Below are 12,434 nucleotides of genomic sequence, written 5' to 3'. Positions count from 1 at the left end.
TCGTTCACCAGCCGATCGGCACCAGGACAAAGATTATGTGCGGCATCATGGGGTACATCGGGGACCAGGAGGCGAGCCGGATCCTCGTCGGCGGGCTCCGGCGTCTCGAGTACCGGGGCTACGACTCCGCCGGAATCGCGACCCTGAGCAACGGCCGCGTCGACATCCGGCGCTGCGTCGGCAAGCTCGACAACCTCGAGAAGCTGCTGCAGGAGCGGCCGCTCGAGGGCCAGATCGGCCTCGGCCACACCCGCTGGGCGACGCACGGACGACCGTCCGAGGAGAACGCCCACCCGCACCGCGCCGGCAAGGTGGTGGTGATCCACAACGGGATCATCGAAAACTACCTCGAGCTCAAGGCCGAGCTCGAGGCCAAGGGCCGCACCTTCCAGTCCGAGACCGACACCGAGGTCATCTCGCAGCTCATCGACGAGCACATGTCGCAGGGGATGTCGTTCCTCGACGCGACCCGTGCGGCGGTGAAGCGCCTCCACGGCTCGTTCTCGATCGTCGCGCTGTGCGATGACGACAAGACGCGGCTCGTCGCCGCGAAGACCGCGACCCCGATCGTCATCGGACTCGGCCAAGGCGAAAACTTCATCGCCTCCGACATCCCGGCGATCCTCGAGCACACGCGCGACGTGCTGTTCCTCGAGGACGGCGAGATGGCCGAGGTGAGGCGCGACTCGGTGAAGGTCACGACGTTCGACGGCGAACCCATCGAGCGCGCCCCGAAGCGCATCACCTGGGACCCGGTCACCGCGCAGAAGGGCGGCTACAAGCACTTCCTGCTGAAGGAGATCCACGAGCAGCCGCAGGCGATGATCGACACCATGCTCGGGCGCATCCGTCAGGAGGAGGGCGACGTCACGCTGCCCGAGCTCGCGGGGCTGATCGACGACTGGTCGTCGATCAAGCGGATCTACCTCACCGCCTGCGGCACTGCGTGGCATGCATGCCTGGTCGGCAAGTTCCTGCTCGAGGAGGCGACGCGCATCCCGGTCGACGTCGACTACGCGAGCGAGCTGCGCTACCGGCAGCCGATCCTCGGCCCGGACACGCTGCTGATCGCCGTCTCGCAGTCGGGCGAGACCGCCGACACGCTCGCCGCGGTCGAGGAGGCGCGCGCCTCGAACGCCAAGGTCCTGGCGATCTGCAACGTGGTCGACTCGTCGATCCCGCGCCGCTCGCACGCGGTGCTGTACACGCACGCCGGCCCCGAGATCTCGGTCGCGAGCACCAAGGCGTTCACGACCCAGCTCACCGCGTTCTACCTGCTCGCGCTGCACCTCGGGCGGCTGCTCGGACGGCTCGACGAAACCAAGGGCCGCGCCCTGGTCAGCGACCTCGTCAACCTGCCGAGCCTCGTGCAGGAGACGCTGTCACGCGAGAAGCAGATCGAGAAGATCGCGAAGAAGTACGGCCACGCCAAGGACTTCCTGTACCTCGGCCGCGGCATCAACTACCCGATCGCGCTCGAGGGCGCGCTCAAGCTGAAGGAGATCTCCTACATCCACGCCGAGGGATACCCGGCGGGGGAGATGAAGCACGGCCCGATCGCCCTGATCGACGAGCAGCTGCCCGTCGTGGTCCTGCTGCCGAAGGACCCGATGTACCCCAAGACGCTCTCGAACCTGAAGGAGGTCGAGGCGCGCGGCGGGCGCATCATCGCGATCACCGACGCGCCGTCGCCGGAGCTCGAAGAGATCGCCTGGGAGGTGGTGACCATCCCGCAGGTGAACCACCTGCTGGCACCCATCCTGCTGGTGATCCCGCTCCAGCTGCTCGCCTACTTCATCGCCGTCTACCGCGGCAGCGACGTCGACCAGCCACGCAACCTAGCCAAGAGCGTGACGGTCGAGTAAGCATCTGCCCGCCGCTCCTGTCTTCACCCGCTTAAGGCAACCGCCCTCGCGTGACGATGTTTCGTCACGGAGCGTGTCGTGAGCGACGGCATCCGCGCAGAAGACAAGTTCCGACAGCTCCTCGAGTCCGCACCCGATGCGATCGTCGGTGTCGACCGCGAGGGTCGGATCGTCCTCGTCAACTCGCAGACCGAGCGGATGTTCGGCTACGAGCGCAACGAGCTGCTCGGCCAGCCGATCGAGATCCTGCTCCCCGAGCGCCTGCGCGCAGCGCACGGCGAGCACCGTGAGCGCTACTACGCGGACCCGCGCACGCGCCCGATGGGCGTCGGGCTCGACCTATCCGGACGCCGCAAGGACGGCAGCGAGTTCCCCTGCGAGATCAGCCTGAGCCCGCTCACCACGGACGAGGGCGTCCTGGTGACGAGCATCATCCGCGACCTCACCGAGCGCCGGCGCGCGGAGGAGGAGCGCCTGCGCCTGATGCGCGAGCGCACCGAGGCCGAGATCGCGAACCGGACGAAGGACGAGTTCCTCGCCACCGTGTCGCACGAGCTGCGCACGCCGCTGCAGGCGATCCTGGGCTGGGTGCGCATGCTGCGCTCCGGCACGCTCGACGAGACCGTCGCCAACCGCGCCCTCGAGACGATCGAGCGCAACGCGCGCATCCAGGCGCGTCTGATCGAGGACCTGCTCGACGTCTCGCGCATCGTCACGGGCAAGATTCGCCTCGACGCGCGCGTCCTCGAGCTGCCGCCGGTGATCGACGCGGCGGTCGACGCGGTGCGCTCGATGGCCTACGCGCGCCGCATCCGGCTGCACACGCTGATCGACCCGCGCATTGGACGCGTCTGGGGCGACGCCGACCGCCTGCAGCAGGTCGTGTGGAACCTGCTGTCGAACGCGGTGAAGTTCACGCCCGAGGGCGGCAAGGTCGAGATCCGGCTGGAGGAGGGCGTGCGCGAGACCCAGCCGCCCTCTCGCGTCGCGCGCATCAGCGTGACCGACACCGGCAAGGGGATCGACCCGTCGTTCGCGGCGCACGCCTTCGATCGCTTCACGCAGGCCGACCGCGGCAGCACGCGGCTGCACGGCGGGCTCGGGCTCGGCCTGGCGATCGTCCGCAACCTGGTCGAGCTGCACGGCGGCACGACGCGCGTCCACAGCGAGGGCGAAGGAAAGGGCGCGACGTTCATCGTCGAGCTGCCGCTGCTCGAGGAGCAGCCGAGCGAGCCGACGCCCGAGGTGCGCACGGACGATCCGCCGGCTCAGCAGTACGCGCGGCTCGACGGCCTCGTGGTCTTGATCGTCGACGACGAGCCAGACACCCTCGACGTCGTGGGCGAGGTGCTACGCTCCGCCGGAGCACAGGTCGTGACCGCGACCTCGGCGACCGACGCGCTCGAGAAGTTCGAGCACCGGGCGCCCGACGTGCTGGTCAGCGACCTCGCGATGCCGGGCGAGGACGGCTTCGCGCTGATCCGCAAGATCCGCGCGCGCGACCCCGAGCGCGGCGGTCGGATCCCCGCCATCGCGCTCAGCGCGTACTCCGGCGCCGAGGACCGTCGGCAGTCGCTCAACGCGGGCTACCAGCTGCACGTCGCGAAGCCCATCGAGCCCCACGAGCTGGTGAAGGTGCTCCACGAGCTGTCGCCCGGGCGGGCGGAGCACGCCTCTTGATCTGAGCGCACCGTGTCGGGGATCGTCGCGCTGCTGCTGCTCGCCATCCTGAGCGCCGCAGACGGCGCGCGAGCCGCGAACGCGCGCGAGGCTACGCCGGGTGAAGCAGGGCGCTGGTCCGCGGTGGCCATCGTCGTCGCCGCCGCGCTCGGGGCAGCGGCGATCGCCGCGGCGCTGCACGCGCGTCGCCTGAAGCGGCAGCTCGCGGAAGCGCAGGCGGCGCTCGACGCCGAGCGCGCCCAGCAGCAGCGCCTCGTGCAGCAGCACCTCGAGGAGAAGCGCCGGCTCACCGACGCGCTCGCGGAAGCGTACGACGACGCGCCCTACGGCCGGCACTCGCTCGACGCCGACGGCACGTACATCGCCGTCAACCGCACGGAGCTCCGGCTCCTCGGCTACGAGCGCTCGGAAGTCGTCGGCAAGCTCAAATTTACCGACGTGCTGACGGAGCCGAGCCGCGAGCGCTTCGCGCGCGAGTTCCCGCGCTTCAAGGAGCTCGGCCAGGTCGACGACGTCGAGTTCGACCTCGTGCGCAAGGACGGCACGATCCTGCCCGTCCTGCTCAGCTCGACCGCCGTTCGCGACGCGGACGGCCGTTTCGTCCGCAGCGAGGCGACGATCGCCGTCGATCGGCGCCGCCAGCTCCCCGAGCACGTTCTGCAGAGCGCGTATTCCGAGCTCGAGCGTCGGGTCGAGGAGCGCACCGCCGAGCTCAACGCGGTGATCGCGACCCTGCGCGACGAGATCGAGGAGCGCGAGCGCGCCGAGGAGCTGCTGCGGCAGAGCGAGGCGCGCGCACGTGCGGTGATCGACTCGTCGATCGACGGCATCATCACGATCGACGAGGCTGGCATCGTCGAGACGGTGAACCCGGCGGCCGAGCGGATGTTCGGCTGGCCCGAGAAGGAGATCGCGGGCCGCAACATCACGCTGCTCATGCCGGAGCCGTACGCCGAGCAGCATGCGGAAGCGCTGCGGCGCCGCCTCGAGACCGGCGAGCGCAACTTCGTCGGCTTCCGCCGCGAGGTCGCCGGAAAGCGCCGCGACGGCACGACCTTCCCCCTCGAGATCTCGGTGAGCGAGCTCTACCTGGGCGGGCGTCGCCTGTTCCGCGGCACGGTGCGCGACTTGACGGAGATCAAGCGCGCGGCGGAGCACGTCGCGCAGCTCCAGGAGCAGCTCCAGCGCAACGAGGTGATGGCGCGCATCGGCGCGTTGGTCGCGGGCTTCGCGCACGAGGCGCGCAACCCGCTGTTCGGCATCTCCGCCGTCCTCGACGCCTTCGTCGCGCGCTTCGGCGACCGTGAGGAGTACAACGAGTACTTGACGCTGCTGCGTCGCGACGTCCGGCGGCTCACCGACCTGATGCACGACCTGCTGATCTTCGGCCGGCCGGTCCTCGAGCTGCACGACGGCACGCTGCGCCAGGTCGTCGACGAAGCTCTTGCCCAGTGCCGTCGACTGGCGGAAGAGAAATCGGTCGCGCTCGAGGCCGTTCTGCCATCCACCGATCTGCGGATCCGGGTGAACGAGCGGCTCGTGCGCGCGCTCCAGAACGTGTTGCAGAACGCGATCCAGTTCTCGCCGAGCGGCTCGACCGTCCGCGTGGAGGCCGAGGTCGTGAACGACGGCAACGGCGCCGCGAGCGTCGAGTGCCGCGTGCGCGACAGCGGCCCCGGGCTCGCGCCCGAGGACCTCGACCGGCTGTTCGAGCCGTTCTTCTCGCGGCGCGCGGGCGGCACGGGACTCGGCCTCGCGATCGTGCAACGCATCGTCGACGAGCACGGCGGTACGGTGACCGCGGCGAACCATCCGGAAGGCGGCGCGGTCATCTCGCTGCGCCTGCCGCTGCCGTGAGAGGAGGCCGAGAGGAGTCGACATGGCGAGCCGGATCCTGCTGGTCGACGACGAGATGGCGATCCGCTTCGGCGTCCGCGAGTTCCTGCGGAGCCACGGCTACGAGGTCGACGAGGCCGACTCGTGCGCGCGCGCCGAGGAGCTGTTCCGCGCCTCGCCGCCCGACGCGGCGCTGCTCGACCACCGCCTGCCCGACGGCACCGCGCTCGACCTGCTGCCGCGGCTGCGCAGCATCGACCCGACGGTACCGCTCGCGGTCCTGACCGGGCACGGCTCGATCGATCTGGCGGTCGAAGCCGTCAAGCAAGGCGCCGAGCAGTTCCTCACCAAGCCGATCGAGCTGCCGGCGCTGCTGGTCGTCCTCGAGCGCATGCTGGAATCGCATCGCAGCCAGCGCCGCCAGCTCGCCGACGAGGTGCGCCGGCAGAAGACCGCGCTCGACCCCTTCCTCGGCACGACGAGGGCGATCCGCACGCTGGCCGAGGAAGCGAAGCGGGTCGCGGGCACCGACCGTCCGGTGCTGATCCAGGGCGAGACCGGCTCGGGCAAGGGCGTCCTCGCGCGCTGGCTGCACGAGAACAGCCCGCGCGCGCAGGAGGCCTTCGTCGACCTGAACTGCGCGGGGCTCGCGCCGGAGCTCGTCGAGAGCGAGCTCTTCGGCCACGAGCGCGGCGCCTTCACCGGCGCGGTGAGCACCAAGCAGGGCATGCTCGAGATCGCGCACCGCGGGACGGTGTTCCTCGACGAGATCGGCGACCTCGGCGCCTCGGTGCAGCCGCGGCTCCTGAAGGTGCTCGAGGAGCGGCGCTTCCGCCGGGTCGGCAGCGTGCGCGATCGCCAGGTCGACGTCCGGCTGCTGAGCGCGACGCACCGCAATCTGCTGAAGGCAGCGCAGGCCGGCGAGTTCCGCGCCGACCTCTACTACCGCATCAGCACGATCACGCTGTGGGTGCCGCCGCTGCGCGAGCGCGTCGACGACATCGAGCTGCTCGCGACCGATCTGCTCGACCGGATCACCGCCGAGGTCGGTCGGCGCGGCATCGAGCTCGGCCCGGACGCGCTCGACGCGCTCCGGCGCTACCACTGGCCGGGCAACGTGCGCGAGCTGCGCAACGTCCTCGAGCGCGCCGTGCTGCTCTCGACCGGCAGCAAGATCACGAGCCGCGACCTGCGCTTCGAGGCGGGTCCGGAGGTCGGCGCGCCGACGCCGCACGCGGCGCCCAGCCACAACGACACCAAGCTCACGCTTCTCGAGCTCGAACGCCGGCACATCGAGGCGGTTCTCATCGAAGAGAACGGCCACGTCGGACGGGCTGCGGTCCGCCTGGGCATCCCGCGTAGCTCTCTCTATCAAAAGGTCGCGCGGCTCGGGATCGTCGTCCCGCGCCGCTGACCGCGTCTCGTCCCGTGTCTGGAATCCAGATCCGGGACAGCCTCGCCGCGACGCCAAGCCGCGAAAACTCCACGTAGAGCCGAGGTCTTCCCCGCCTCGGCCTCTGGCATCGACCGTGCGTAAGCACCCCGCCGTGACCAGCCAGGAACATACGGCGGAGCGGCACGAGGGGCGGCGGATTCTCCTGGTCGACGACGAGGAGTCCGTCCTGTTCGCCATGCAGCAATACTTCCAGCTTCGAGGACACGAGGTTCACCGTGCCGCCGACGCCGACAGCGCGCAGCGCCTGCTCGACGAGCTGTCGTTCGCCTGGGTCGTCACCGACCTGCACCTGACGCCGGCCCGCGAGGGCAACGGCATCGAGGTCGCGCGCAAGGCGCGCAACGTCGGCGTCGAGCGCGTCGTCCTCCTCACCGCACACCGTACGGTCGCCATCGACCAGGAAGCCGCTCTCGCCGGCATCGACCGCGTGATCGCCAAGCCGGTGCGGCTGCCCGAGCTCGAGGCCCTGCTCGCCGGGGCGGAGCCGGTCCAGTGACGCTGCTCCACTCCATGCCGCACCACGAGCGTGCCGCCCGCCGGCGCGCTCGTGCACCGCGTTGCGAGGAGAGCGGCGAGGCGCGCGTCCGCCGGGTGCTCGCGTCGATCAGCCAGAAGCTCATGCGGACGCTCGCGCGTCCGGCGCTGATCGACGAGCTCTGTCAGCTCGCGGCCGAGGCGCTCGAGAGCGCGGCGAGCAGCATGCTGCTGCGCGAGCCCGGCAGCACGACCTTGCTGCCCGTCTCGGCGTTCGGCGACGGGCGACGCTTCGCGCAGCTCAGCGAGACCGCGCCCGCGACCCTTTCCGCGACCATCGGCCGCCTCGAGCACGACGACGCCGTCGTCGTCGACGCGCCCGATCAGGACCGCACGGTCGACGGCGAGCCGACGTCCTGGATCGCGATCGCGATCCGCGGCATCGATCGGCTCGCGGGCATCCTGTTCGTCGGCCGGGTCGGCGCGACGCGCTTCTCGACGACCGATCGACGCATCGCCGAGGGCATCTCGCGGATGGCGTCGCTCGCGCTCGAGAACGCGCGGCTCGTCGAGGAGCTCGAGCGCGCGAACCGCGTCAAGTCGGACTTCGTCGCCACGATGTCGCACGAGCTGCGCACGCCGCTGCACATCATCCTCGGCTACCTGAGCCTGCTCATCGACGGCGACTTCGGAACGGTCTCGGAGAGCCAGCGCGAGGTTCTGACCCTCGTCGATCGCAACGCGCACGCGCTGCTCGAGCTCGTGCAGGACACGCTCGACCTGAGCCGCCTCGAGCGCGACAGCCTGCCGCTCAACCGACGCGAGGTGGCCCCGGCCGCGCTGCTCGACTCGCTGCGCCGCGACACCCGCAAGCTGCAGCGCAGCAGCGCGGTCTCGGTGCACTGGAATGCGGAGGAGAACCTGCCGCTGCTGTTCACCGATCCCGGCAAGCTCAAAATCGCGCTGCGCAACCTGGTGGCGAACGCGTACAAGTTCACCGCTTCGGGCTCGGTCACGATCTCGGCGCGGGCGTGCGGCGAGGGCGTCGAGTTCTCGGTGCGCGACACCGGCATCGGCATCCCGCCCGAGTCGTTCGAGCAGATCTTCGAGCCCTTCACGCAGCTCGGCCCGACGTCGACGCGGCGCTACGGCGGCGTCGGCATGGGCCTGTACATCGCACGACGTCTCACGGAGCTGCTCGGCGGCACGATCGGCGTCACCAGCCGCCGTGGTGAAGGCTCCACGTTCAACATCTGGATCCCCAGCACGGGGATCACCGCTTCGCGCCCCGGCCGCACGTCCGGCCCGGCGTCGGAATCGAATCAGTCCTGAGGAGGAGTTTCGCAGTGAGCCATCCGGTCCATCAGGGGTCCGCCACCGCCGCGCAGCCCGCGCGCTGCGTTCCCGCACCACAACTCATCGGTGAGCATCCGCTGATGCAGCAGATCCGCAAGCTCGTCGATCGCGTTGCGACGAGCGACGTCACCGTGCTGGTGCACGGTGAGAGCGGGACCGGCAAGGAGGTCGTGGCGCGCATGATCCACGCGCGCAGCGCACGCGCTGGCCAGCCGTTCATCGCCGTCAACTGCGGCGCGATCCCGGCGGAGCTGCTCGAGTCCGAGATGTTCGGTCACGAGCGCGGCTCCTTCACGGGCGCCATCTCGTCGCGCGCGGGCATGTTCCAGCTCGCGAACGGCGGGACGATCTTTCTCGACGAGGTCTCGGAGATGAGCCCCGCGCTCCAGGTCAAGCTGCTGCGCGTCCTGCAGGAGCGCGAGGTGCGGCCGGTCGGCTCCGACCGCAGCGTCAAGATCGACGTCCGCGTCATCGCGGCGACCAACAAGAACCTCGAGAACGAGATCGCGGCGGGGCGCTTCCGCGAGGACCTCTTCTACCGCCTGAACGTCGTGCCCGTCCCGTTGCCGCCGCTGCGCGAGCGTCGCTCGGACGTGCCCCTGCTCGTCGAGCACTACCTCGAGCGTCACAAGCAGCGGCACCGTCGCGAGGAGGTGCGCATCACCGAGGAGGCGTTGGTCCACCTCTGGGAGCACGACTGGCCGGGCAACGTCCGCGAGCTCGAGAACCTGGTCGAGCGCCTGGTGATCCTCTGCGAGGGCGACACCATCGACGTCTGCGACCTGCCGCCCCAGATGCGGACGTTCCTGTCGCGGCGCGCGATCCCCAACATCCAGCTCGGCGACAACGGGATCGATCTCAACAGCATCGTCGAGGAGTTCGAGAACGCCCTGATCCGCAAGGCGCTCGACCGCACGCACGGCAACAAGCAGGCGGCGGCGCGGCTGCTCGGCGTGAACCGCACGACGCTGGTCGCGAAGCTGCGCCGGCGCGAGGACGTGTTCGGACCGCTCGTCGGCGGCGACGACGAGCCGACGCCGCCGGTTCAGGTGCAGACCCAGCCGCAGCCTCAGGCCTACGCCTGACGGCTCACGCTCGGGCCCGCGCCCGACGCCTCACGGAATCACGCCGCGCTCCTTGAGCGCGGCGATCTCCTCCCAGTCGCGTCCGAGCTCGAGCAGCACCTCCTCGGTGTGCTGACCGGGCTCCGGCACGGTGCGCGCGGCTTCCCACGGCGTGCCGAGGAAGTCGACCGGCGTGGCGAGCTGCTCGGGGAGCCCTTCCTGCGCATCGAACGGGACGATGCCGCCCGACGCACGGACCTGCGGGTCGTTCACGATGTCGTCGCAGTTCTGCACCGGCGCCCACCAGACGTTCTCGCGCGCGAAGATCTCCGCCCACTCGGAAAGCGGTCGCTTGGCGATCTCCTCGTCGAGGATGCGCACGACCTCGAGCGCGTTCTCGCGGCGCGCGACGATGTCCTTGGTGCGCGGGTCGGTCAGCAGATCGGGCCTGCCGATCGCGCGGCAGACGTCCGGCCAGTGGCGGTCCGCTTCGAGGCCGATCAGCCACAGCCAGCGTCCGCAGCCGGCGCGGTAGCTGTTCGCGATCGGGTTCGGCGACGCGTCGCGCGTCGCCGGCGGCGCGACGTAGCCGAAGCGCAGCCGCGTCGCGACGTCCCAGCCGACGACGTACATGCCGGTACGCAGGAGCGACGTGACGACGTGCTGCCCGCGGCCCGTGCGCTCGCGCGCGTAGAGCGCCGCGGCGACCGCGCCGGCCGCGGTGATCGCGGTCGTGTGGTCGCCCATGCCGCCGCGCTGCACCGGCGGCTCGTGCCCCTCCGGGGTCAGCATCGCCGCGACCCCGCCGCGCGACCAGAACGCGCCGATGTCGTACGCCGGACGGTCGCGATCGGGTCCGGTCACGCCGTAGCCGGTGACCGAGCAGTAGACCAGGCGCGGATTGCGCGCCGAAAGCGTGTCGTAGTCGAGGCCGAGCTCGGCGAGCGCGCGCGGGCGCAGGTTCGAGACGAAGACGTCGGCCCGGTCGACCAGCTCGGCGGCGATCGCGCGACCCTCCTCGTGCTTGAGATCGAGGATCACCGAGCGCTTGCCGCGGTTGTCGAGCTCGAACGGCGGGTTGAACGGCACCTCGATGCCGACCGCGGAGAGGAAGATGCCGCGGAACGGGTCGCCGCGCGGCGGCTCGATCTTGATGACCTCGGCGCCCCAGTCGCACAGCACGCCGGCCGTCGCCGGCCCCGCGACCCAGAACCCGAGCTCGACCACCTTGATGCCCTCGAGCGGACCCGCCATGGGGATCGCTTGCCCGCGCCGCGGCCTGGGGTCAACGGCCTGCCGCGTCACGCCGCGAGCCCCGCGTCGACACCCGTGACCGCCGCGCCGCTCGGGTCGTCGGCGAGCGCACCTTGCAAGGTCCACACCGCGGGTGTTGACTCTCGGCCGTGATCAACGACCCACCGCGAGCGCTGTTCGACACCTCGACCAAGCGCGGCTCGGTCGCGACCATCGAGGAGGCGATCGCCGAGTACAAGGCCGGCCGGATGGTCATCATCATGGACGATGAGGACCGCGAGAACGAGGGCGACCTGTGCATGGCCGCGGAGAAGGTCACGCCCGAGGCGATCAACTTCATGGCCACCGAGGGGCGCGGCCTGATCTGCCTGCCGGTCACCGGCGAGAAGCTGCGCGAGCTCGGCCTGCCGATGATGGTCGCCGAGAACACCGCGCCGCTCGGCACCGCGTTCACGGTGTCGATCGACGCTCGCCACGGCATCACCTCGGGCGTCTCGGCGAAGGACCGCGCGAAGACGATCCTCACCGCGGTCGCCGACGGCGCGACGCCGAGCGACATCCGCACGCCGGGTCACATCTTCCCGCTGCGGGCGCGCGACGGCGGCGTCCTGGTCCGCACCGGCCAGACGGAAGCGGCCGTCGACCTCGCACGCCTCGCCGGGCTCAAGCCCGCCGCCGTCATCTGCGAGATCATGAAGCCCGACGGCACGATGGCGCGGCTCCCGGACCTCAAGCGCTTCGCCGCGCGCTTCAACCTGAAGCTCGTCACCATCGCGGACCTGATCCAGTACCGGCTGCGGCACGACTCGCTCGTGCACCGCGTCGCCGAGGCCCCGATCGTGAGCCGCTTCGGCGGCGAGTTCCGCGCCTACGTCTACCGCAGCGACGTCGACGGCGGTGAGCACCTCGCGCTGGTCAAGGGCGACATCCGACCCGACGAGCCGACGCTCGTGCGCGCGCACGCGGAGTACCTGCCCGGCGACGTCTTCGGCTTCGTCAAGCGCAACACCGGCGAGCTCCTGCACCGCGCGATGGAGATCATCGCCGCGGAGGGCAAGGGCGTCGTGCTCTACCTCAAGCGCGAGCCGGGCACCGAGATGTTCGCGCCGCGCGGCGATCAGACGGCGCGCGACGAGGACGATCCCGACGTCCGCAAGCCGAGCACGATGTCGACCGCGCGGCTCAAGGAGTTCCGCGAGTACGGCATCGGCGCGCAGATCCTGCGCGACATCGGCGTCGGCAAGATCCGCCTGATCAGCAACTACCGTCGTCGCCTGGTGAGCCTGCCCGGCTTCGGCCTCGAGGTGGTCGAGACGGTGCCGCTCGACGTGGCGCCGTCCGGAGCGCACGGCGCGGCCGACATCGCGCGTGCGCGGCGGACGACGCGCTCGACCCGGCCCGCGCGCATCGCCGCCGTGCGCCGCGCGCGCCGCTGAGCGGCGTCAAGCA

General features: G+C 70.6%; 9 protein-coding genes. 8 read left to right on the top strand and 1 reads right to left on the bottom strand.

The annotated features are described in order from the left end of the window. Nucleotides 1-35 precede the first annotated feature (35 nt). From glmS to VIS07_14300, 7 genes are all read left to right on the top strand, one after another. Entirely contained in the window at nt 36-1,865 is a 1,830-nt protein-coding gene (gene glmS, locus VIS07_14330) for a glutamine--fructose-6-phosphate transaminase (isomerizing) (protein HEY8516682.1), read from the top strand. 78 nt (nt 1,866-1,943) lie between these two features. Continuing rightward, nucleotides 1,944-3,545: an ATP-binding protein gene (locus VIS07_14325; protein HEY8516681.1), complete on the top strand. Its 1,602-nt coding sequence runs from the start codon at nt 1,944-1,946 to the stop codon at nt 3,543-3,545. Between the two features lie 12 nt (nt 3,546-3,557). Beyond that, complete coding sequence (locus VIS07_14320) at nt 3,558-5,402, top strand: PAS domain S-box protein (protein ID HEY8516680.1); 1,845 nt, start codon at nt 3,558-3,560, stop codon at nt 5,400-5,402. 22 nt (nt 5,403-5,424) lie between these two features. Continuing rightward, complete coding sequence (locus VIS07_14315; GenBank protein ID HEY8516679.1) at nt 5,425-6,795, top strand: sigma-54 dependent transcriptional regulator; 1,371 nt, start codon at nt 5,425-5,427, stop codon at nt 6,793-6,795. Between the two features lie 133 nt (nt 6,796-6,928). After that, nucleotides 6,929-7,333 carry a response regulator gene (locus VIS07_14310; protein HEY8516678.1) on the top strand — a complete coding sequence of 135 codons (405 nt, stop codon included), beginning with the start codon at nt 6,929-6,931 and terminating at the stop codon, nt 7,331-7,333. A gap of 95 nt (nt 7,334-7,428) precedes the next feature. Beyond that, complete coding sequence (locus tag VIS07_14305) at nt 7,429-8,643, top strand: GAF domain-containing sensor histidine kinase (GenBank protein ID HEY8516677.1); 1,215 nt, start codon at nt 7,429-7,431, stop codon at nt 8,641-8,643. A 14-nt stretch (nt 8,644-8,657) separates the two neighbouring features. Continuing rightward, entirely contained in the window at nt 8,658-9,752 is a 1,095-nt protein-coding gene (locus VIS07_14300; GenBank protein HEY8516676.1) for a sigma-54 dependent transcriptional regulator, read from the top strand. A gap of 30 nt (nt 9,753-9,782) precedes the next feature. Here the strand turns inward: VIS07_14300 and VIS07_14295 are convergent, their stop codons facing one another. Beyond that, nucleotides 9,783-10,985: a CoA transferase gene (locus VIS07_14295; protein ID HEY8516675.1), complete on the bottom strand. Its 1,203-nt coding sequence runs from the start codon at nt 10,983-10,985 to the stop codon at nt 9,783-9,785. A gap of 149 nt (nt 10,986-11,134) precedes the next feature. Between VIS07_14295 and ribB the strand changes: the two genes are divergently transcribed. Continuing rightward, a complete protein-coding gene (gene ribB / locus VIS07_14290) occupies nt 11,135-12,421 on the top strand; it encodes a 3,4-dihydroxy-2-butanone-4-phosphate synthase (protein ID HEY8516674.1) in 1,287 nt (428 codons plus the stop codon). Nucleotides 12,422-12,434 lie beyond the last annotated feature (13 nt).

The organism is Candidatus Binatia bacterium (genome assembly GCA_036563615.1).
Lineage (GTDB): Bacteria > Desulfobacterota > Binatia > UBA12015 > UBA12015 > DATCMB01.
This window is presented reverse-complemented; position numbering and strand designations above follow the sequence as displayed.

Excerpts from the sequence above, each read along its gene's own strand:
- glmS (HEY8516682.1), top strand. The coding sequence starts at position 36 with ATGTGCGGCATCATGGGGTACATCGGGGACCAGGAGGCGAGCCGGATC.
- VIS07_14295 (HEY8516675.1), bottom strand. The coding sequence starts at position 10,985 with ATGGCGGGTCCGCTCGAGGGCATCAAGGTGGTCGAGCTCGGGTTCTGG.
- VIS07_14315 (HEY8516679.1), top strand. The coding sequence starts at position 5,425 with ATGGCGAGCCGGATCCTGCTGGTCGACGACGAGATGGCGATCCGCTTC.